This is a genomic window from Natrononativus sp. DTA114 (genome assembly GCF_059736515.1).
The window spans coordinates 228,930-249,956 of record NZ_JCASSN010000001.1; the positions used below are offsets into that span (position 1 = coordinate 228,930).

General features: G+C 64.4%; 23 protein-coding genes and 1 tRNA gene. 12 read left to right on the forward strand and 12 right to left on the reverse strand.

The features are described 5' to 3' along the window. Positions 1-26: 26 nt before the first annotated feature. From AC6I6S_RS01175 to AC6I6S_RS01185, 3 genes are all read right to left on the reverse strand, one after another. Positions 27-923, reverse strand: coding sequence for a zinc ribbon domain-containing protein (locus AC6I6S_RS01175; RefSeq protein WP_497947888.1), 897 nt, complete (start codon positions 921-923; stop codon positions 27-29). A 76-nt stretch (positions 924-999) separates the two neighbouring features. Beyond that, positions 1,000-1,698: an MBL fold metallo-hydrolase gene (locus AC6I6S_RS01180; RefSeq protein WP_497947889.1), complete on the reverse strand. Its 699-nt coding sequence runs from the start codon at positions 1,696-1,698 to the stop codon at positions 1,000-1,002. Positions 1,699-1,773: 75 nt separating this feature from the next. Further along, positions 1,774-2,511: a fumarylacetoacetate hydrolase family protein gene (locus tag AC6I6S_RS01185; RefSeq protein WP_497947890.1), complete on the reverse strand. Its 738-nt coding sequence runs from the start codon at positions 2,509-2,511 to the stop codon at positions 1,774-1,776. Positions 2,512-2,784: 273 nt separating this feature from the next. Here AC6I6S_RS01185 and AC6I6S_RS01190 point away from each other — a divergent pair. After that, positions 2,785-2,859, forward strand: a tRNA-Glu gene (locus AC6I6S_RS01190). 259 nt (positions 2,860-3,118) lie between these two features. On the opposite strand, the gene AC6I6S_RS01195 is transcribed toward AC6I6S_RS01190, so the two are convergent. Next, the gene (locus tag AC6I6S_RS01195) at positions 3,119-3,595 is read right to left on the reverse strand and encodes a 50S ribosomal protein L11 (protein ID WP_497947891.1); all 477 of its coding nucleotides are present in this window, start codon (positions 3,593-3,595) and stop codon (positions 3,119-3,121) included. A gap of 595 nt (positions 3,596-4,190) precedes the next feature. Between AC6I6S_RS01195 and sucC the strand changes: the two genes are divergently transcribed. The 3 genes from sucC (at position 4,191) to AC6I6S_RS01210 (ending at position 7,295) form a co-directional block, all read left to right on the forward strand. Continuing rightward, the gene (gene sucC / locus AC6I6S_RS01200) at positions 4,191-5,339 is read left to right on the forward strand and encodes an ADP-forming succinate--CoA ligase subunit beta (protein WP_497947892.1); all 1,149 of its coding nucleotides are present in this window, start codon (positions 4,191-4,193) and stop codon (positions 5,337-5,339) included. Beyond that, positions 5,336-6,205, forward strand: coding sequence for a succinate--CoA ligase subunit alpha (gene sucD, locus AC6I6S_RS01205; RefSeq protein WP_497947893.1), 870 nt, complete (start codon positions 5,336-5,338; stop codon positions 6,203-6,205). Before sucC ends, sucD begins: the two co-directional genes overlap by 4 nt. A gap of 133 nt (positions 6,206-6,338) precedes the next feature. After that, complete coding sequence (locus tag AC6I6S_RS01210; protein WP_497947894.1) at positions 6,339-7,295, forward strand: TackOD1 domain-containing metal-binding protein; 957 nt, start codon at positions 6,339-6,341, stop codon at positions 7,293-7,295. Between the two features lie 28 nt (positions 7,296-7,323). Here AC6I6S_RS01210 and AC6I6S_RS01215 read toward each other — a convergent pair whose 3' ends face one another. Further along, complete coding sequence (locus AC6I6S_RS01215; RefSeq protein ID WP_497947895.1) at positions 7,324-7,992, reverse strand: hypothetical protein; 669 nt, start codon at positions 7,990-7,992, stop codon at positions 7,324-7,326. Between the two features lie 267 nt (positions 7,993-8,259). Here AC6I6S_RS01215 and AC6I6S_RS01220 point away from each other — a divergent pair, with 267 nt between their 5' ends. Both AC6I6S_RS01220 and AC6I6S_RS01225 read left to right on the forward strand, forming a co-directional pair. Further along, on the forward strand, positions 8,260-8,445 hold the full coding sequence (locus tag AC6I6S_RS01220; protein WP_497947896.1) for a hypothetical protein: 186 nt from the start codon (positions 8,260-8,262) through the stop codon (positions 8,443-8,445). 88 nt (positions 8,446-8,533) lie between these two features. Continuing rightward, positions 8,534-9,742, forward strand: a complete 1,209-nt coding sequence (locus AC6I6S_RS01225) for an aminotransferase class I/II-fold pyridoxal phosphate-dependent enzyme (protein ID WP_497947897.1) — start codon at positions 8,534-8,536, stop codon at positions 9,740-9,742. A 21-nt stretch (positions 9,743-9,763) separates the two neighbouring features. Here the strand turns inward: AC6I6S_RS01225 and AC6I6S_RS01230 are convergent, their stop codons facing one another. The 4 genes from AC6I6S_RS01230 to AC6I6S_RS01245 form a co-directional block, all read right to left on the reverse strand. Further along, entirely contained in the window at positions 9,764-11,257 is a 1,494-nt protein-coding gene (locus AC6I6S_RS01230; RefSeq protein WP_497947898.1) for a replication factor C large subunit, read from the reverse strand. A gap of 42 nt (positions 11,258-11,299) precedes the next feature. Then, positions 11,300-11,674 (reverse strand): PIN domain-containing protein, encoded by a 375-nt coding sequence (locus AC6I6S_RS01235; RefSeq protein WP_497947899.1) that lies wholly within the window; start codon positions 11,672-11,674, stop codon positions 11,300-11,302. After that, positions 11,675-11,905: an AbrB/MazE/SpoVT family DNA-binding domain-containing protein gene (locus AC6I6S_RS01240; protein ID WP_497947900.1), complete on the reverse strand. Its 231-nt coding sequence runs from the start codon at positions 11,903-11,905 to the stop codon at positions 11,675-11,677. 246 nt (positions 11,906-12,151) lie between these two features. Then, complete coding sequence (locus AC6I6S_RS01245; protein ID WP_497947901.1) at positions 12,152-12,649, reverse strand: GNAT family N-acetyltransferase; 498 nt, start codon at positions 12,647-12,649, stop codon at positions 12,152-12,154. Between the two features lie 100 nt (positions 12,650-12,749). Between AC6I6S_RS01245 and AC6I6S_RS01250 the strand changes: the two genes are divergently transcribed. Together AC6I6S_RS01250 and AC6I6S_RS01255 are read left to right on the forward strand one after the other, a co-directional pair. After that, a complete protein-coding gene (locus AC6I6S_RS01250) occupies positions 12,750-13,460 on the forward strand; it encodes a helix-turn-helix domain-containing protein (protein ID WP_497947902.1) in 711 nt (236 codons plus the stop codon). A gap of 2 nt (positions 13,461-13,462) precedes the next feature. After that, positions 13,463-13,639, forward strand: a complete 177-nt coding sequence (locus AC6I6S_RS01255) for a hypothetical protein (protein WP_497947903.1) — start codon at positions 13,463-13,465, stop codon at positions 13,637-13,639. Between the two features lie 18 nt (positions 13,640-13,657). Here AC6I6S_RS01255 and gcvH read toward each other — a convergent pair whose 3' ends face one another. The 3 genes from gcvH to AC6I6S_RS01270 form a co-directional block, all read right to left on the reverse strand. Then, positions 13,658-14,041 carry a glycine cleavage system protein GcvH gene (gene gcvH / locus AC6I6S_RS01260; protein WP_497947904.1) on the reverse strand — a complete coding sequence of 128 codons (384 nt, stop codon included), beginning with the start codon at positions 14,039-14,041 and terminating at the stop codon, positions 13,658-13,660. Continuing rightward, complete coding sequence (gcvT, locus tag AC6I6S_RS01265; RefSeq protein WP_497947905.1) at positions 14,041-15,138, reverse strand: glycine cleavage system aminomethyltransferase GcvT; 1,098 nt, start codon at positions 15,136-15,138, stop codon at positions 14,041-14,043. Before gcvT ends, gcvH begins: the two co-directional genes overlap by 1 nt. A gap of 120 nt (positions 15,139-15,258) precedes the next feature. Next, the gene (locus AC6I6S_RS01270) at positions 15,259-16,857 is read right to left on the reverse strand and encodes a S8 family peptidase (protein WP_497947906.1); all 1,599 of its coding nucleotides are present in this window, start codon (positions 16,855-16,857) and stop codon (positions 15,259-15,261) included. 406 nt (positions 16,858-17,263) lie between these two features. Between AC6I6S_RS01270 and AC6I6S_RS01275 the strand changes: the two genes are divergently transcribed. The 4 genes from AC6I6S_RS01275 to hmgB all read left to right on the forward strand — a co-directional run bounded on the left by AC6I6S_RS01275 (position 17,264) and on the right by hmgB (position 20,784). After that, complete coding sequence (locus AC6I6S_RS01275) at positions 17,264-17,719, forward strand: NYN domain-containing protein (protein WP_497947907.1); 456 nt, start codon at positions 17,264-17,266, stop codon at positions 17,717-17,719. A gap of 93 nt (positions 17,720-17,812) precedes the next feature. Next, positions 17,813-18,658: a TatD family hydrolase gene (locus AC6I6S_RS01280; protein ID WP_497947908.1), complete on the forward strand. Its 846-nt coding sequence runs from the start codon at positions 17,813-17,815 to the stop codon at positions 18,656-18,658. Between the two features lie 80 nt (positions 18,659-18,738). Then, positions 18,739-19,317, forward strand: coding sequence for a DUF2150 family protein (locus AC6I6S_RS01285; protein ID WP_497947909.1), 579 nt, complete (start codon positions 18,739-18,741; stop codon positions 19,315-19,317). Positions 19,318-19,446: 129 nt separating this feature from the next. After that, positions 19,447-20,784 (forward strand): hydroxymethylglutaryl-CoA synthase, encoded by a 1,338-nt coding sequence (hmgB, locus tag AC6I6S_RS01290; protein ID WP_497947910.1) that lies wholly within the window; start codon positions 19,447-19,449, stop codon positions 20,782-20,784. The last annotated feature ends 243 nt before the right edge of the window (positions 20,785-21,027 follow it).

Sequence of the window (21,027 nt, forward strand, 5' to 3'; positions counted from 1 at the left end):
TCAGCTAGGCGCTTCTCGTCCCACGATCAGGCTCGCTCGAGGTCGACGTCGTGATCGGACCCCGGGACGAACTCGCCGGGCCCCGATTCCGTCCGGCACTCGTCCGACGGTGACCCAAAGGCTCGTTTCTCCGCGCTAACGCAGTGACGACAGTAGACGTTCGTCCCTTCTGAGGTCGTCAGCGGAACGCCGAACAGCGCGACTTCGTCGCGGTAGGTTCGCTCGAACCCAGCGCCAACGGAGTCGCCACACTCGATACAGTCCGCGCCGGGGTCGACGATCCGGCGCTCGTCGGTTTCGCGTATTCGGCCGTGTCTGCTTACCGGGCCTCGGTCTGCGAGTCGGCGCTTCGACGGCGGAAATGTGGTGAACCCGGCAATGCTGAAGACGAACGCGAACAGGAACACCAGTGTTGCGAGTACCGTCCCTCCACTCACCATCCAGAAGAACAGCCCGATGGCCGTGAACATCGCGGCAAATCCCCAGAGAAACAGGGTCACTATCGTGCCCATGGCTCGCTCTGCGATCGAGGGACTGGTTCGCTTCGATGAGTCGACAACCCCGTCCGCGTCGACGACCGTCCGTGTCGGGCTTCCGAAGTAGGAGTAGCCGGCATAGAGGACGTTGGCGATCCCCATGGTCCACGTGAGGGTAAACAGCGCGATCACGACGTGGGTCAGCGCACCGCCGAGCGACCGCTTGATCAGCACTGCGTGGCTTCCGGCGTCCTCTTCTACGTCCCACCCTTCGTCCAGTGCAATCCGAATGCGACGCTCGAGGACGTCCCGGTCGGTGAACTCCTCGTCGTCGGACTCCGCGGCCCCGGTGCTCGTGGCGGTCCCGCAGTTCGGACAGAAGTTCATCGTCTCGCAGACTCCCTCGCCGCAGTTCGTGCAGTACGCGGGCGGGGGATCACTGTCCATACGAGCGATACATCTTGCTGATAGCTAAATCCTTCGACAGGACGGCCGCAGAGCGACGAAAATCGGTGTGGTCGAGCTACTCGTCCAGTACGACCGGCACGCCGCGTTTGGCGACGTCGACGACGAACGCTTCCTCGTCCGTCTCGAGCGCATCGAACGTATTGTAGTGGATCGGGAGCACGAGTCCCGGTTCGATGGTCTCGGCGAGGTCGGCGGCGTCGCGGCGGTCCATCGTGAAGCTGCCGCCGATCGGCGGCAGGAGGAGGTCGACCGCGAGTTCCTCGTGGACGGGGAGCACGTCGGAATCGCCGGGCCAGAAAGCGGTCACCCCGTCGATCGTGACGCCGTAGCCACACCCCTCGCCCTCGGGGTGGTAGGGGTTCCCGTCGTCGTCCGTGTAGGGGCCGCTGGCCTCGTTGTACGCCTGGGTCGTGTAGAGGTCGAGCGGGCCGAGCACGAAGCTCTCGTCGCCACGAACGCGTTCGATCTCGTAGGGGAGTTCCTCGGGCTGTTCCTCCACCCGATCGATTTCGTCTGCGTCGATCGCCTCGTGACAGAGCACGATGGCGTCCTCGTGGGCCACCCGCCGGATCCCGTCGGGGTCGTAGTGGTCGTCGTGGGTGACGAGCACGAGGTCGCCGTCGCGGGCGTCGTACTCGTCCAGGACGCCGTACCGGCCGGGGTCCATGTAGACGACCGTGCCGGTCTCGCCCTCGAGGCGGACGGTCGCGTAGCCGAGCCAGTCGACGGTAACGGCACCGAATCTAACGGTCATGGTCGTCACTTCACGCGAGTCGCCGAAAAACGTTCGGCTGGCGGCACGTCGCGGAGTGGTCTCGAGGCGTCGCGATCAGGGGATCCGAACCGTATTCTCGAGCGTGCCCACGCCCTCGATTTCGACTTCGATCTCGTCGCCGTCCGCGAATTTCCCGACGCCTTCGGGGGTGCCGGTGGCGATCACGTCGCCCGGTTCGAGGGTGAGGTAGCTCGTGATCTCGGCGATGAGTTCCGGAATCGGGAAGATGAGTTGCTCGAGCGACCCGTCCTGGCGCTGCTCGCCGTTGACCCACGAGCGGACGGACGCATCGTCGGGAACCTCGTCGGGGGTGGCGAGCACGGGGCCGACGGGGGCCGCCCCGTCGAAGGCCTTCCCGCGGACCCAGTTCTGTTCCTGACGCTGATCGTCGCGGTTCGAGAGGTCGTTGACGCAGGTGAAGCCCTCGACGACGTCTATCGCCCGTGCTTCCGGAACGTCCCGGCACTGTTCGCCGATCACGACCCCGAGTTCGGCCTCGTAATCGATTCGTTCCTTTCCGGCGGGGACGGTGATGGTATCGCCGTGACCCGCGAGCGTGTTCGGCGGCTTGAGAAATAGCATCGGCCGGTCGGGGACGTCGGAGCCCATCTCAGCGGCGTGGTCGGCGTAGTTTCGACCGATACAGACGATCTTCGACGGCTCGGAGGGCGGGAGGACGTCGATCCGGTCGGACTCGAGGTCGTAGCTCTCGTTACCGAAGTGGACGTGCCCGCTGTCTAACTCGCCGCGTCGGACGGCACCCGCCGGGTCGCGAAATCGGACGAACTTCATGACTGGCGAGTCGCGGTACGGCGTCAAAAGGATTGAGGTGCCGGCCGGTCGCACCGATTGGAATGTACACGATAGAGAGGCGGATTCCAGGCAACGGACAGTCGACTCCTGCGGTAGCAGCGTGACGGGGCTCGATCGGCCACCGCGAGTGAGTGTGTGCCAGTCCGGAGACGGAACGGAACGCTTTTTATTAGCCCGAAGTAAGCGTCGAGTGCAGTTCGCTCCGGTGTCCTACGGAGCATCGCGACGTGGGGCTCGGCGCGTACGACGAACGCTCCGTTGGTGTAGTCCGGCCAATCATTTCGGCCTTTCGAGCCGATGACCTGGGTTCAAATCCCAGACGGAGCACTTCTCGGCGAACAACTCGTGAGCGGCGACTGCGCCCTGGATTTAAATCAGAGAAGTCACACGCAGCGTAGCGAGTACGTCTTCGCGTGGTTCAAATCCCAGTCGGATTTTTGCGAACGTACTGGATCAAAAGCCGACGCTCAGGGGTCCAATTACGCTCTCGGAATCCTCTGAGACCGTATGCACGACTCGACCGATCGCTGCGTTTCGGAGAAGACGAAACGACTCGAGTGCAGTCCGCTCAGAGATCGCTTAGCGGTTACTCGGCGAGTGCGTCGTCGTACTCGCCGGCGTCGACCTTCGCCTTGAACTCGCGGGCGTCGACGCCCTCGATGGTGACGCCCATCGACGCGCAGGTGCCGACGACCTCCTTGGCGGCGTTTTTCGTGTCGTAGGCGAGCAGATCCGGTTTCTTCTGCTCAGCGATTTTCGTGACCTGATCGATCGAGAGGTCGGCGACGAACTCCTTCTGGGGTTCGCCGCTGCCGGTGTCGAAGCCGGCTTCGTCTTTGACGAGCGCGGCGGTCGGGGGGACGCCGACGTCGATGGTGTAGGAGCCGTCGTCGTCGTAGTCGACGGTAACGGGGACTTCGGTGCCGTCGAATGCGGCGGTCTGGTCGTTGATGTCAGAGACGACCGCCTGGACGTCGACGGGGGTCGGACCGAGCTCGGGGCCAAGCGGCGGGCCGGGGTTGGCCTGGCCGCCGGGGACGAGCACTTCGATAGTTCCAGCCATATCTCACAGAACCCGCGCGCGAGTTTTAAGGGTTGCTTCTTCGTGCCGGCTGCCCTGCAGCACACCCGAATCAACGGTCTGAAGCCCCCTCCCGACCGGTAAACGGCGCCACGAGCCATCCCCGGGAACGGTCGGGTGGACCGCACCCGAATCCCGCTTCTCACTCGGTGCCTGAGTGGCGGTCGCTCACCAGTGCTCGGTGTCTCAGAGATGTAACGCGTCCCGCACGTGATGCCTGGATTCGGTAACGTCTTCCTGAGCGAATGCCCGTTCGAGGTGCCCCTCGATGCTGATCTGGCTCGTCGCCTCCCGTGGAACCGATCCCCCACGCCGGCCCTTGTCAGTAGCAGGCGTTACTATAATCTCGAGCAACATATCAATCTGAATCACTATATCTATTGTCTATCGGTTGGACTTTCAGCATATTATTCGGGAAGAGTCTTGCTGCCGTTAACGGTCCAACGAGTGCCGAAAGCCGGTATTCCCTCCCGCGTCGATACCCGCTCTCACCCGTGGCTCCACTCGACGCTGTCCCGTGTCGCGAACGGAAACTGCCATGATTTAAGCAACGGCGCAACGCCCGTTCGAATGCGCAATGAAACTCCACGAGTATCAGGCGAAGCAAGTCTTCGCCGACGCCGGGATTCCGACGCCGGATTCACAGCTCGCGTCGGACGTCGACGGCGTGTTGACCGCAGCCGAGGAGATCGGCTACCCGGTCGCAATCAAGGCCCAGGTACAGGTCGGTGGCCGCGGGAAAGCCGGCGGGATCGAGCTCGCCGAGGACGAGGACGAAGCCCGCGAGGCCGCGGAGTCCATCCTCGGGATGGACCTCAAGGGTTACCACGTCGACCGCGTGCTGGTCGAACAGGCAGTCGACTTCACCGACGAACTGTACGTCGGGATCACGATGGACCGCGGGGAGGGCAAACCCGTCGCGATGGTCTCCACGAAAGGCGGCGTCGATATCGAAGAAGTCGCCGAGGAGACACCCGAAGCGATTGCCCGGGAGCATATCGACCCCGCGTTCGGGATGCATCCCTACCAGGCTCGCAAGGCGGTCTACGACGCCGAGGTCGACCGCGATCTGGCGCGCGACGTCTCGAGCGTTCTCACCACGCTCTACCAGCTCTGGGACGACCGCGACGGCGCCGATGCCGAGATCAACCCGCTGATGGTCACGAGCGACGACGAGGTCATCGCGGCCGACGCCGTGATGAACATCGACGAGGACGCGCTGTTCCGCCAGCCCGAGTTGGCAGAGATGGAAGAGGAGGCGGCGGGCGGCGACGAACTCGAGCAGAAAGCCGACGAGTACGACTTCGATTACGTCCGCCTCGAGGGCAACGTCGGCATCATCGGTAACGGCGCCGGCCTCGTGATGACCACGCTCGACCTCGTGGACCACTACGGCGGCGAGCCCGCCAACTTCCTCGACGTCGGCGGCGGCGCGAAGGCCGACCGGATCGCGAACGCGCTCGACATGGTGTTCTCCGACGAGAACGTCGATTCGGTCGTCTTCAACATCTTCGGGGGCATCACCCGCGGCGACGAGGTCGCCAAGGGGATCAACGAGGCGCTCGAGCAGTTCGACGAAATTCCCAAGCCCGTTGTCGTCCGCCTGGCGGGAACCAACTGGGAGGAAGGCATGGAGATTCTGAACGAGGACCTCGTGACGGTCGAACAGACCCTCGAGGACGCGGTTCAGCGTGCCGTCGAGTACGCTGAGGAGGGACAAGCATGAGCGTACTAGTCGACGACGACACCCGCGTCGTGGTACAGGGAATCACCGGCGGCGAAGGGAAGTTCCACGCCGGTCAGATGATCGAGTACGGCACGAACGTCGTCGCCGGCGCGGTGCCGGGGAAGGGCGGTCAGGAGGTCCACGGCGTCCCGGTCTACGACACCGTCGATCAGGCAGTCGAGGAAGAGAACGCTGACGCCTCGGTAATCTTCGTGCCGCCCGCGTTCGCGGGCGACGCCATCTTCGAGGCGCTCGACACGGATCTCGACCTCGCCGTCGCCATCACCGAGGGCGTTCCGACCCAGGACATGGCGAAGGTGAACAAGCGGCTCACCGAGACGGACACCCGACTCATCGGCCCGAACTGTCCCGGTCTCATCACCCCCGGCGAGGCCAAGCTGGGAATCCTCCCCGGGAACATCTTCTCCGAGGGGAACGTCGGTCTCGTCTCCCGTTCCGGGACCCTCACCTACCAGGTCGTCGACAACCTCACCAAACGCGGCATCGGCCAGACCACCGCCATCGGCATCGGTGGCGACCCGATTATCGGGACCGACTTCGTCGACGCGCTCGAACTGTTCGAGAACGACCCCGAGACGGACGCCATCGTCATGTGCGGCGAGATCGGCGGCGAGGACGAGGAGGAGGCTGCCGCGTTCATCGACGAACACGTCGACACGCCCGTCGCCGGCTTCATCGCCGGTCGCACCGCGCCCCCAGGCAAACGGATGGGCCACGCGGGTGCGATCGTCTCCGGTTCCGGTACCGGCACCGCCGAGAGCAAGATCAACGCGCTAAACGACGCAGGCGTTCCCGTCGGCGATACGCCCGAGGAAGTCGCCGACAACGTCGAGGACCTGCTGTAGGACGCCGACGCAATCGCCCGGCGCGTTCTTGCGGTTTTGCGGGCGTCTCGATCGCATCTTCACCGTCTATTGACTTTTGAAACGGAGAAATTGGTTTGTCCGACGGTTGGGTACTGATGTTCAGGGGAGATAGATGGTAGCACCAGACAGACTACAGTTGCTCGTCGATCTTTCGAACGGGACGACCGACGAGTACGCACCGACTGTCGACGAAGAGACGGGAGACGTATCGTATCCGGAAGCACGACGAATCGTCGGGGAGGAAGACCGCGAAGCGCTCGAGGAACTCGCCGCTGCTGACCTCCTCGCGGTGCGGTTCGAGGAGAAGATATATCTCTGTCCCGGCTGCGAGGCGGAAGGAATGCAGTATACGACGGTCTGTACGCACTGCGAGTCACCGCACGCGATCAGCACGGAGCTGCTGACCCACCCCGAATGTGACACGACGCGACCGCGATCGGAGTTCCTCGTCGACGACGGCGATCTCGACTGTCCGACGTGCGATCACAGCGTTCCCAGCGACGAACTCCACGGCTCGTGGGGACACGCCTGTCACGACTGTGGACAGTGTATGGACAGCCCGGAGCCACGACTCCACTGTCGGTCCTGTGGCCGCCTGTCGTTGCTCGAGAACGGGATCGAACGGGCCCTCCGCCGCTACGACCTGGATGTGACCGGCGAGAAGTGGCTCGAGGGTCAACTCGCCGCCAGGGACGCCATCACGACCGCACTCGAATCACGCGGCTACGAGACCAGGACGGACGAACCCGTCGAAGCGGAGGAGATGGGCAAGCACGTCCACGTCTACGGTGAGGACCCGCTACTCGATCGGGTCGTCGTCGCGGACGTTCACGACCGCGCGACGCTCGCGGACGTGGAGCGGCTGCTCGAGGCCGCCGGCGGCGCGGACGCGATACTGGTAACGACCTCGGGAACGATAGACGAACGCGCTGCAACCGTCGCCCGCAAGAAGGGGGTACAGATCCTGACCGCGAACGGCGACGGCGAACTCAGACGCGACGTCGAGGTCGCCGACGATACAGTCGGACAGACACTCATTCAGCGATTGACGTCGGCGGTTTCCCAGTGAGCGAGGCGGCGAGCGGTTCGTTCCCGTATTAGAGCAGTGATCGGAGCAGCGCCCGCAGCCGACCGAACAGTGCGGGGCGGGCGTCGGTCGCATCCTGATCGGAGCCGTCCTCGGTCGGCGCTACCTCCTCGTTCGAGGCTGACTCCAGCGGGTCGTCGGTGGTCGGCTTCGACCGGGACTCCGTCGGTTCGCTGGCTTCGTCACACAGGTCCGCCGACGAGGCGCTCCGGTCGCTATCGACCGTCATCGACTCGTGGCTACCGGTCGGTTCTGCGTTCGCCACCGCTGGGTCCCGTGACTCGTCGTCGAGTCCGCCGCTGTCGATCCAGACGAACTCCTCGCCCTCCCGTCGGTCGGTCAACAGGAGTTCCTCGAGCGCAGCCTCCGCCGCGAGTAGGTCGTCGCTCGTTCCCTGCTCGGGTGGCTCAGCCGGTTCGTCCGCGCTGGCGATGATCTCCTCGGGGGTCTCACCCGAGAGGACGTCGCTGTCCTCGTCGACCCCCTCGTCTCGAAGCTGTGTGAACAGTTCGGCTGCCGTCGTCTCGGTCTCCCCGTCCGTTTCGACACGTTCGGTATCGTGTCGTCGGTCGGTCGGTTCGTCCGCGAGTGGTTCAGTTCGAATCGGACCGAACAGGTCGTCCGCACTCGAGGTGAGGTCGAACGCCCGGTCGCCCGAATCGGTGTCGGTGTCCGTCATGGGTCACTTGCTACCACTCTCTTGGCCAAAAACTTTAAATTTCGGGAACGTGCGGGACGGATAACATAGTTCGGCTACCCCCTGTGTGATAGGCAGCGACCAGCGATACGGGGAGTTCGCTGTGGGTCTAGGCGGTCGCGAAACGGTTGTTGGAAGAACGAACTCTCACTGCGAACGTGAGCGCAGCACACCGTTCCGGACGGTAACCCTGTCTTCACCGACCCAAGGCAGCGACTACTAACGGTCGGGACCATCGAAACCAGTGGCGTGAGCACACAGCGCCGACGGTGTCTCGGACTGTTCGCACTCGCACTCGTTCTGCTTAGCATCGCCATCGGCTACCTGGTCGTCTTCGACGAAACCATCGGAGACTACTTCCTGATCGTTGCGAGCCTGTTCGTCGCCTGGATCGCGTTTTTCTACTGTGCCAGCCGGTTGATCGACTGGGGATGACGATACCGCCACCACCGCCTCGAGCGCGGCCCCTGTCTGCGGGGCGAACCGTGAACGTAATACCACGTGACTGTGACCCTCTATCCGGATGGAAAACCGCGGATTCGACCTCGAGACCCGTCTCGAGAACCTCGAGGAAGCCGGCCGCAGACGGACGCTGTCGCCCGCCGATCGCGTCGCAGAACGCGGCTATTTCGCAGCACCGTCGGGCGGGAAGCTCCCCGTGCTCGACTCTGAGGAGGCACTCGTGTTCGCCTCGAACAACTACCTCGGCCTGACGAGTGACCAGCGCGTCCAGAACGCGGCGCGACAGGCGGCGGCAACGGTCGGAACCGGCTCGGGTGCGAGCCGCTGTCTGTCGGGCGATACGATGGTTCACCACGATGTCGAGCGACTGCTCGCCGAGACGCTGCGAACCGAGCGTGCGCTCGCGTTTTCCTCGGGATACGCCGCCGCCGTCGGGACGTTGTCCGCGCTCGAACCGGACGTGATCTTCGTCGACGAGTACAACCGTGTGGGAACCGCCGACGGCTGTCGGCTCACCGACGCCGAGGTCGTTCGCTACGACCACTGTAGCGTTCCGGATCTGGAGGACCAGCTGTCTGCCCGCGCGGATCGCGCAGGGTCTGCGTCCGAATCCTGGCTGGTCGTCACCGATTCGGTGTTCCCGACCGACGGTACCGTCGCCCCGCTCTCTGGTCTCTGTGACGCCGCCGAGGCGTTCGGCGCGTGGACGATGGTCGACGAAACCCACGCCACCGGCCTCTACGTCGGCGGCGGCGGTATCGTCCAGGCCGACGGCCTCGAGGATCGGGTCCACGTTCAGCTGGGATCGCTCGCGACCGCACTCGCCAGCCAGGGAGGGTACGTCGCGGGCGACGAGGCACTCATCGACTGTCTCGTGTCCGAGGCAGGATCGTTCGCCCGTTCCGCAGGGCTGGCACCTCCCGCGGCCGCGGCCGCAAGCGAGGCCCTCCACGTCTCGCGTCACGACGATCCGCGAGAACGCCTCTGGGACAACGTCTCGCACCTTCGCGACGGTCTCCAGTCGATCGGATTCGACGTTCTCGGGGACTCGCACATCCTCCCGGTGTTCGTCGGCGACCACAGAGGAGCGCTCGCGTTCGAGACGGCGTTGCGCGATCGCGGCGTCGTCGCGGCGACGGTCGGCCCGCCGCAGGTGCCGGCAGGCTCGAGTCGGCTCCGGCTCACTCCCATGGCAACCCACGACGAAGCGGACGTGATGGCCTGTCTCGAGGCCTGCCAGGCCGTCGGTGAGGAACGCGGATTGCCGTAGATTTTCGCGTGTCCGCACGCCTCAGAAGAAGTCGCTCAGGCCGGCCTGATCGTCGTCGGGCTGGTCGCCATCGCTGGTATCCTCCGCCCCTTCCGTCGCCGCCTCCTCGTCGGCCTCGTTCGAGGCCTCGAGAGTTTGCTGTGTCTCCGTTTCTTCGTCGCCGGCCGCCGCGTCGTGGCCGCCGTCGCCGTCGTTCGACTCGACCGCCGCCAGGAAGGCGTTCCCGGAGTGGGCGACGGCCTGTTCGGTCGTTAGCTCCTCGGCGTCCTCGACGACCGACTGGACCTTGTTCGTGTCCGCGCCGCTTCCGGTGACGAACGACACCTCCGTGGCGTCGAGTTCGTAAGCGGCGGCCATCCGAACGGTGAGGTCGCGGTTCTTGCAGTGGTGGGTCATCCTCTCGAGGAACGGAACGACCTCCCGGCGGGCCGTGGCGACGCTCGTCCCCTCGCGCTCGGCGATCCGCTCGGCGATCGAGTCGCGGGTGTCCCGGCTGCCGCGGGTGCGGCCGAGTTTCGACCAGTAGCTCGGCGGTCCGTAGCGGGTCCAGCCGCCCTTGGGTTCGCGTCTCGAGGCCGCGACGCCCGCGGTCATGTTGTCGGTTGCGTACCGCCAGTAGGAGTAGTTCTGGGTGGCCCGCACCCGCCCGAGCCAGCGGTCGGCGTTGGCCATGAACCCGTAGGCGTCGGCGAGTTCCGCCCCGGCGTAGTCCTTCGGAACGTTGTCCTCGATCCAGTTGAGCAGGTCGTCGGGCGTCTCGTCGACGTCGTAGGAGGCGTACAGCGCGCCCTGGGCGTCCTCCTCCTTGATGAGGGCGTCGAGGAAGTCGAAGATTCCCTCCGTCGTGTCGCGTTCGCTCGTAACGACGTCGTCGACGGTGAGCGTCTCCGCCTCCTCGGCGACTGCCTGGAGGTCGTTCACCGCCGAGCGGAGGTCGCCCGACGTCGATTCGGCGATTTTCTCGAGGGCCGCGTCCTCGAACTCGATCCCCTCCTTCCGGCAGATGTCCCGCAGGACGGGGACGATAGAGCGGGCGGAGACGTCGCGGAACTCGATAGTCTCGCAGGCGTTGCGAAGCGACTGGCTCATGTCGTAGAACTCGTTGGCGACGAGGATGATCGGCTGGTTCCCTTCCTTGACGAGGCTCGTCACCGCGCGGGAGCCGCCGTAGTCGGCGTTGCCGTGGAAGTTGTCGGCCTCGTCCATGACGACCAGCCGCCGACCTGACTCCCCAGCAGTGAGCGTCCCGCTCTTGGCCGCCTCGCCGGCCACTCGCTCGATGACGTCGGCCTGGCGGTTGTCGCTCGCGTTGAGTTCCATCACCGGCCACCTCAGGTCGTTGGCCAGCGCGTGGGCGGCCGACGTCTTGCCGACGCCGGGGCTCCCGTGGACGATGACCGCCTTCCGGTGGTCGTCCCAGCTCTCGGCCCACTCGCGAAGCTTGTCTCGAGCCTTGTTGTTTCCGCGTACCTCCGAGAGCGTGGTCGGACGGTACGTCTCGGTCCAGTCGGTCATTGTCCGGTATTGGAAGGAGGCGCGTTTAGTGGTTCCGGAGCGTCACTCCTCGACGCCCGTCTTCAGGTCGAGACGGGACGTGATGTCCTCGTACGCGTCGTCGCTGGAGACGATGGTATCCCCGTCCGATTCGACGAGGTGAAGCGCGTCGAACGGCGTGAACCCGTGGTCTTCGACGTAGGTTGCTGCAGTGACAACGGTATCCACGTCGCCGCGTACCTGGACGAGGGCGGCAGCGTTCGTGACGACGCGTTCCGTATCTCGTTCCTCGCGATAGGCGACCAGAAGGAGTTCGATGAGCGTGAACTGTGACGTCCACAACTCGTCCTGATGCTCACGATACACGGTTTCGGCGGCGCCACCGAGCCAGTCTTCGTCCTTGATGAGCGCGAGGAGAAGATCCGTTTCCGCGTACATCTATCGTCCGGCCTCGTCGAGGGCCGCTTTCCGTGCCTCTTCGCGAAGCTCGTCGGGCGACTTGTCGACGCCCGAAAACTCGTCTCTGAGCGCGTCGAGCGGGTTTTCAGCGACGGGAACTAATTTAATTCCGTCGTGAAGCTGAACGATATAATAGCGCTCGCCGTATCGCTCACGTACTTCCTTCGGGAGCGTCAGACGGCCGCGGTCGTCTAACGACGCATCGGACATACGCCGACGTACGATGGGAGAAGGTAAAAATATTCCCCGGGACGGCCGAGATACCCATCGCCCAACTCACCTAACTGGGCTCATCTCACCATTTACGAAAGACCAGCTACGTGGATTCGACGCGTCCAGAACATCGAATCCACATCATGTTTTATCGAATTCTCGATCCAGTCGGTCAGTATCCGGTATTCAGAGGGGGCGCGTTTAGTGGTTCCAGAGCAGGGCCCCCACCGCTCGCTCCGACAGTCACTCGAGCGACCGCGCCACCATCTCTCCCCAGTGTGAAAAGCCGTAGCGCTCGTAGAACGCCTGCGCCCGGTCGTTCTCGCGGTCGACGTCGAGGACGAGCCGCTCGAGGGGAAGTTCCTGTCCGCGAGCGGTCTCGAGGACGGCGTCCATCAGATCGTCGGCGATCCCGCTGCCCCGGTGAGTCTGCTCGAGGTAGATCTCGTTCAATACGGCGGCGTCCCAGATATGCGAGAGAGACGACGGAAGGACGAACGCGTAGCCGACGAGTTCCCCGTCGAGTTCCGCCATCGACACGGCCCCCGGCTCCTCGGTGACGCAGCGGTCGACCCACTCGAGGTAGCTCTCCCGGTAGTCGTCCGTCAGTTTCGCCGCGTAGACCGCCGCCTTCTCCTCGCCGCCGGTGTCGCCGCCGAGTCCGAGTTCGAACTCGCGTTTGAGCGCCCACAGCCCCTCGGCGTCGGTTCCCGCCTCGTACGGACGGACTTCGTGAGTCATGGTAGCGCGTTCGGTCGAGCACGTCCTTGCTCTATCGGTTGGCTCGTAGCTGACCGACCGTCTCCGATAGCTACTTGAGTCGACCCCATGACCCCGTCACATGGGCGGACGAGGGCCGCGTCGAGAACTCGCGGAGAAGATCGCCGGCGAGATCACTTTGAGCGACGACCCCGGTGCCACGCTCAGAAAGTGGCGCACCGACTTCGACGTCTCGCAGACGGATCTCGCGGCCGAACTCGAGGTGTCCTCCTCGGTGATCTCCGACTACGAGAGTGGCCGCCGGACGAGCCCCGGCATCGGCGTCATCCGACGGCTGGTCGAGGGGCTGCTCACGATCGACGAGCGCCGCGGCGGCGACCGCATCCGTCAGTACGGTCGGGTCCTTTCCGCGGGCTTCGAAAGCGACGTCGTCTACGATCTGCGGGAGTACGCGACCACGATTCCGCTCTCGGAGCTGTACCACCAGGCCGGCGCGACCGAGATCGCCACGGGGAGCACCGACAGCGTCAGCGGCCACACCGTGATCAACAGCATCCAGGCGATCACCCGGCTCTCGAGCGAGGAGTTCTTCCGGCTCTACGGCCAGAGTACCAACCGCGTACTCGTCTTTACCGACGTCACCCGGGGCGAATCGCCGCTCGTTGCGCTGCGGGTCGTCAACCCGACGCCGAACGCGGTAATCCTCCACGGCCTCGACGAGGAATCGCTGTGGGAGCACGCCGCGGATCTCGCCCGGATCGACGGCTACTCGCTGGCCGTGACGACCGACCCCCTCGAGGACGTCCTCGAGTCGCTCATCGCTCTCGAATAACGATGGCGCTCGATCGGAGCGAACGGCTCACTGCGGGCCTTCTCGCCGTGTTTCTGGTGACGATCGCGGTGGTCTCCGTCGTCGATACGTTGTTCGTCTGGGTCGTCTGGAGCACGGCGATGATCGCAGTGGCTGGAAGCGCACTGGTGTTGTTGAATCGGGAGAAAGCCGCCGGATAGCGGCGGAGTCGGGACCGCTCAGGCGATCTGGTCTTCGTACTCGTCGGCGGTCAACAGCGCCTCGAGTTCCGCGTCGTCCGAGGGCTCGATCTCGAGCATCCAGCCGTCGCCGAACGGATCGTCGTTGACGAGTTCGGGCGCGTCGAACAGCGCCTCGTTGATAGCGCTCACCTCGCCGCTGACCGGCGCGTACAGGTCGGAGACGGCCTTGATCGATTCGATGACGCCGAAGGCGGTTTCGGCCTCGAGATCGTCGCCCTCGTCGGGGAGTTCGACGAAGACGACGTCGCCCAGTTCGTCCTGTGCGAAGTCGGAGATGCCGACGCGAACGCCGTCGTCGGTTTCGAGCGCCCACTCGTGCGATTCCATGTACCGTCGGTCGTCGGGAATATCGAAGCTCATTATACTGTGTCGATGAACGGGGTGGTTTCAACTCTTGCCTTTTTGGACTGGCCGCGGACGACGACGCGAAGGGTCGTCCCCGTGTCGGCGTACTCGACGGGGACGTAGCCCAGTCCGATCGGGACGCCGAGGGTCGGACTCATCGTTCCGCTGGTGACCTCGCCGATCACCCGGTCGTCGGGGTTGGTGATGTCGTAGCCGTGGCGGGGCACGCCGCGGTCGATCAGTTTGAAGCCGACCAGTTTCTCCTCGGCGCCCTCCTCCTTGACGCCCTCTAAAGCGTCGCGACCGACGAACTCGGTGTCGAGTTTGACGGTGAAGCCGATGCCGGCCTCGTAGGGCGTTCTGGGATTGGACTCGAGATTGAAGTCCTGGCCGGCGAGCAGGTAGCCGGCCTCGATCCGCAGGGTGTCGCGAGCGCCGAGGCCGCAGGGCTGGCAGTCGAACGCCGACCAGACCGTCTCCGCGTCGCCCCACGGGACGATGAACTCGTAGCCGTCCTCGCCCGTGTAGCCGGTTCGGGCGGTCCAGCACTCGACGCCCTCGACGGTTGCGTACCTGGCCTCGAACCGACCCAGGTCGCCGATCGGTTCGTCGACCGCGTCGGCGACGAGGTCGCGGGCGTTCGGCCCCTGGACGGCGAACATCGCGTACTCGTCGGTCTGGTTGTCGACGGTCGCCTCAAGCTCCCACTCGTTTCGGTGGCTGATCCAGCGCTCGTGCATCGCCTCGTCGTTGCCGGCGTTGGGAACGAAGAGGTACGCGGGGTTGCCGGCGTCGTCGGGCAGTCGGTAGACGACGGTGTCGTCGATGATAACGCCCTCCTCGGTGGTGATCGCGGCGTACTGCGAGTCGCCGATATCGAGCGCGCCCACGTCGTTCGACGTGAGTCGCTGCATCAGCGTCCTCGAGTCGGGACCCGTGACGGTGATCTCACCCATGTGAGAGACGTCGAAGATGCCCGCCTCCTCGCGGACGGCCTCGTGTTCCGTACGGATCGAGTCGAATTCGACCGGCATATCCCAGCCGCCGAACTCGGTGAACTTCGCCCCTCGCTCGTCGTGGAGCCCACGCAACGGCGGCGTCTCAAGCGGCATAGTTTGGGGGACACTCTCGGGGTAGTAATGTCTTTTTGTCGGTGTCCGTCTCGAGACAGTGTCCGAGCGTGAAAAAAGCGATCCGCGGGCGGAGACGAGAGTGAAGGGACCGAAACGGCGTTAGCCGGAGTACTCCGTGATCGTCAGGGTGTACTCGCCGCTGCCGTCCCAGGAATCAACGAGCATGTACAGCGCCGTCGACGTATCGGGGTTGTCGATGACGATCTGCTCGTCGCTGCCCCAGTTGTAGGAGATGTGGTCGTAGTCGCTGGTCGTCGGACACTGGGCGCGGCCCTCGTTCGCGTAGAGGTCGAAGGTGGCGCCGGACGGTCCATTCAGGTCGATGACGACCTGGCTCGGGTTGTCGAAGTTCCAGGCGTACGACCAGCAGTCGCTGTCCCAGGAGCCGCCGAGGGAGTCGGTGACGGAGGTGGTCTCCTCGTCTCCGTCTCCGCCGTCGCCGCCGTCGTCATCGTCACCGCCGTCGTCACCCGGTTCCGTGTTGACCGCGTTGTTGGCGTCGACTCGTCCGTACCCCTGTTCGTTGCTCGAGAGGCCGATGTTGACCGCGGTCGACTGGAGGTGCGATCTGAGCTGTTCGTTCGAGAGTCCGGGGTGGGCGGACAGCGCGAGACCGGCGACGCCCGCGACCACTGGCGACGCCATGGAGGTTCCCGAGAACGAGTCGTAATCGTCCCAGTTGACCGTCGACAGGACGCTGCTACCCGGCGCGGCGAGTTCGATCTCCGACCCCACGTTGGAGTAACTGGCGAGGTTCTCGTTGCTGTCGAGCGCGGAGACGGCCATCACCGTGTCGTAGGCTGCCGGATAGGAGACGCTGCCGCCGTAGTCGTTCCCCGCGGCGGCGACCAGCAGCGAGCCCTGGTCGTGGGCGTACTGACAGGCGTTGTCCATCGTGCTCGAATAGCCGCCGCCACCGAGGGACATGTTGATGACCTCCGCACCCTGGTCCCCAGACCACTGGATCGCGTCGGCGATATCGGAGAGCGATCCGCCGCCGCTCTCGTCGAGTGCGCGCGCAGAGAGCATCGAGCAGTTCGAGATGCCCGCGTGACCGGTCCCGTTGTCGGTGCCGCCAGCGGCGATGCCGCCGACGTGGGTCCCGTGGTTCTCGCTTTGTTGGACGGGATACGGATCGCTGCTGTTGCCCGCGAAGTCGTACCCGTAGTTAGAGACGCTGCCGTCCATGTTCTCCTGGAGGTTCGGATGGTCGTACTGGATCCCCTGGTCGATGACCGAGATCGTGACCGACGAATCACCGAGCGTCGTTCCCCAGGCACCCTCGCAATTGACCTGCTGTGGGGCGTACTGGTCGCTGTACAGCGGGTCATTCGGCGTGTAGAACGCCTCGAGCGTTTCGTTGTCCTCGGCGTACGCGACCTCCCGGTTCTTGAGAACGTTCCGCTTGAAGTTCTCTCTGGCCTGTTCGGAGGCGTTCGACGGGAACTTCACCGCGACGTAGCCGAGCGTTTCGTTCGTGTGGACGATATTCGCGTTGCTCGGAATTAGGGGTTCGACCGTCGACTCGGCGTCCGAAACGGAATCGTCGACGCCCACGAGAATTTCGTCTTTTTTCGGCCCCGGCTCACGGCCGGGGGTTGCACTGACGACGCCATTGAGACCGAAGAACGCCCCGAGTGCGCCCGCTGTTTTCAGTACGCTTCGTCGATCAAAGCCAGGGTTGCCATCCTTTGCCATGATACGATATCACCAACCACGATGGTATATTAATTTCTTGTGAAACTCTTGGAAATTTATGTCAGCGTTCCGATGGTTATGGAAATCACCATTAGGAATACTCTAGGGCTATTATAGTTACGTCTTGTCCACTGGTTGAGGAATATATTCGGTATAGTAAACTCTACAATAGTTTCTTAGCATGGATACTAATGCAGTTTGACCACACCCCGCGGTGTTCTGCCGATTGGCCGGATTCGTAGTCACTGATCATCCCGGGTTGTAAACAGAACAACTGTTTCACTGACGGCGTATACCCTCGAGACACGTCCGCTCGAGACGGTTTCCGGGCAATTATTGCGAAAACGGTCCCGCGTCGGTCGGCGATCCGTCACACCTTTTTACTCGAGAGTACCTCCGAAAGAGTATGCTCGAGCGCGTTCGCGCCCGCTTCGCCGACACCGACGACACACCGACGGTTGGGCTGTTCATCGACGGGCCGAACGTGTTCCGAGAGGAGTTCGACGTCGACCTCGACGACCTGCGCGACCTCGGCAGATCGCTCGGCCGGACGAGCGTGCTCCGTCTCTACCTCGACGAACACGCCACACCCGGCCTGATCCAGGCCGCCGAAGCGCGGGGGTTCGAGGTGATCATCACGAGCGGCGACGTCGACGTCAAACTCGCCGTCGACGCGACCGCCCTCGTCGCTGAAGGACGACTCGACGTGCTGGCGATCGGCTCCCGGGACACCGACTTTAAACCCGTCCTCGAGTACGCCGGCCGCGCGGGCGTCGAAACCGTTGCAATCGCTCCCGGCACTCACGGCCGCTCGGACGCCCTCCAGAACGCCGCCGACGAGGCGATCACGCTCGGAACGTAGGACGATCGCACTCGACCCATAGGACGGTCACGTTCGACTCGAAGAGCCAGCTGAAGCGGTGACTTTTCCCGGCAGGCTCGCCGAGTGGTTGCCATGACCGACGTCGACACGCCGATCCTCGACAACCACCTCCACATCGACCCCGACAACGGTCGGGGCCTCGAGGCGGTCCGGGACTTCGCACGCGTAGGCGGAACACACCTTCTGATCGTGAACAAACCCTCCTGGCACCTGGGCGTCGAGGCCGAAACGGGCGAGGACTTTCGGCCCGTCTTCGAGCGAACCCTCGAAATCGTCGCCGACGCCTCGGCGGAACTCGAGGGAAGAGCCTGGCCCGTTCTGGGTGTCCATCCCGGCCTCGTTTCTCGGCTGGTCGACGACCGCGGGTTCTCGCCCGACGAGGCCCGAGGGATCATGCAGGGCGGAATCGACGTCGCAGCCGAGTACGTCCGATCGGGGGAGGCACTCGCGCTCAAGTCCGGTCGTCCACATTACGACGTGAGCGACGACGTCTGGGACGCCTCGAACGCGGTGATGCGTCGGGCGTTCGAACACGGGGCCGACCGCGAGTGTGCCGTCCAGCTCCACACCGAGGCCAGCGAGGATCTCACCGACGTCGCCGCGTGGGCCGAAGACGCCGGCCTCCCCGCCCACCGCGTCGTCAAACACTACGCGAGCGGGCGCCTCGAGGGACCGACGCCGAGCGTGATGAGCGAGAAGGATCGCCTCGAGGTCGCCGCCGAAACGGGGGAGCCGTTTCTCATGGAAACCGACTTCGTCGACGACCCCGACCGGCCGGGTGCCGTCCTCGGCCCCAAAACGGTTCCCCGCCGGGTCCGGTGGCTGCTCGAGAACGACCACGGGGATGCCGTCAGGAACGCCCACGTCGAAACCCCCGCGCGCGTCTACGGGATCGACACGGAAACGCGCCGCAACTGACGTACAGAGGCGGTGTACTCTGCTTCTCTCACACGCACAGGTAGAGAAAGGCATTTCAAGCGGCCGGTATAGGTATCCGTATGAGCAATCCCCCCACCGAGTACTATTCGGCGGAACGCTGGCAGAACTGGATCGACCGTATCAACGACGAGGAGATCGATCCGGAAGACGAGTCCTCCGCTCGGCTGCTGTTGAACCTCCAGGACGATACGGCGATCGCGATCGCGAAGATCGTCTCCGCCTACGACGACGGGGAACTCGAGCAGGAACAGGCGCTCTCCGAGATCGCCGACGTCCGCGAGATCGTTCTCGCCGAGGTCGACATCGACGACGAGGAGACGCGAATGCTCGTCGACGGCGTCCAGACGAGTCTGGTCTGTGTCTTCTTCGCCGCCGAGGAGTACGTCGCGGGCGGACCGGCCGAGGAGGGGAGCATCGACGACTATCTCGGCGCTGCCGCCAACGCCGAGGCCGAGGAGGATCTCGACGCCGCACTCGGCTACGCGGCCCAGGCCGGCACGCTGATCATCGACGGGGAGGAACTCGACGTCTCGATCGCCGAAGAGCTCGAGTACGGGCTCGTCACCGAGTGGATCAACGGCCTCGACAGCCTCCAGAGCGCGATGAGCGACCCCGAAGTCGTCGAGGAAGACGAGTAAACTGGTTTTCGGCGGGAGTAGTCAACCACGACAGGGTTTCCGCCGCCGCCGTGCGTCCGCAACCGCTGTTCGACAGCCGTCGAAACCACGAACGACACACACTTGTGGCCCCATCGGTATGTACGGCATATGACTGCAGTCGGTATCGACGCCGTCGAAATCTGGACCGGCAACCTCAAACTCGATCTCCCGGGGACGTTCGCCCCGCAGAAGGGCGAGGATCCGGAGAAGTACACGAAGGGGCTGGGGCTGAACGCCTCCTCGTTCCCCGACAGCTACGAGGACATCGTGACGATGGCCGCCAACGCGGCACACCGACTGATGGAGCGCAAGGGGCTGGAACCCGACGACATCGGCCGGATCGACGTCGCCACCGAGAGCGCCTTCGACAACTCGAAGCCGGTTTCGACGTACGTCGCCGGCTGTCTCGAGCAGGTGTTCGAGGGCGACTTTCACCACGCCAACAAGGGCGAGCGCAAGTTCGCCTGCATCGCGGGTACCCAGAGTTTAGACGACGCGTACAACTGGATCCGTGCGGGTCGGAATCGCGGGCGCGCGGCGCTCGTGATCGCGACCGACACGGCGCTCTACGCCCGCGACGACGCGGGCGAGGCGACCCAGGGCGCCGGCGCCGTCGCCATGCTCATCGACGAGGACCCCTCGCTCGTCGAACTCTCGACCCACCAGGGGTACGGCAGCGCCGACGAAACCGACTTCCTCAAACCCAACCAGCAGTTCCCGAGCGTCGACGGCAAGCGCTCGGTACAGGTCTACCTCGCACGCATGCGCGAGGCGCTGATGGACTACGAGTCCGTCGCCGGCGACATCCACCCCGACGACGTCCGCTTCGTGCCGTTTCACACGCCGTTCCCGGGGATGGTCCGCAAGGCCGGCCTTCTGGGCTACCGGTACATCACGCGCGACACCGCCATCGAGGAGGAACTCGCCGAGGAGATCGGCCACCAGCCCCGAATGGAGGCGTTCGACACGGAGGAAGCCTACCACGACGCTGTCAGGGAGTACACGGACGCCCTCAAACGGACCGACCGCTACCGGGAGTGGTACGCGGAGACGATCGACCCCACGCTGACGATCTCCCGTGAGGTCGGCAACTGGTACACCGGTTCGGTTCACGTCGCCCGCGTGAGTGCGCTGAAACACGCCCTCGAGGCCGACGAGGACGTCACCGGCGAGACGCTGATCGTCGGCTCCTACGGAAGCGGTGCACAGGCGGAGGTTCACGCCGAGACGGTCCAGGACACCTGGCGCGAGGAGATCGAGGTGCTGAACGTCGACGACCAACTCGAGTCGCGATACGATCTCTCCTGGGAGGAGTACGAGGAGGTCCACGACGTCCACAACCACGAGATGGACGTCGACGTCGAGGAGTTCACGGCTCCGGAGTCCGAGTTCGTCTTCGACGGCTGGGGACGAATGGGCGAGCGAAAGTATCGGTTCGTCGAGTAGCGACTTTTCCCGACACCCAACGCGCTCCGGGGACGCCTCCGACGAGGCAGCACTCGGGCCGAACTCCGTCGCCCCCTCATGTCGTTTCTGAACTCGACCGTCGATCACACCCGTTGATGCGGCGGTGGGGAGTCCCACCGTATCCATGCGACCGAAAGAGGTGTGTTCATTACCCCGTGTTCGTAACTACCGACTATCGTGTCTCGGATCGAAACCCGCAGTCGGCGGTCGGGGAGTATATCG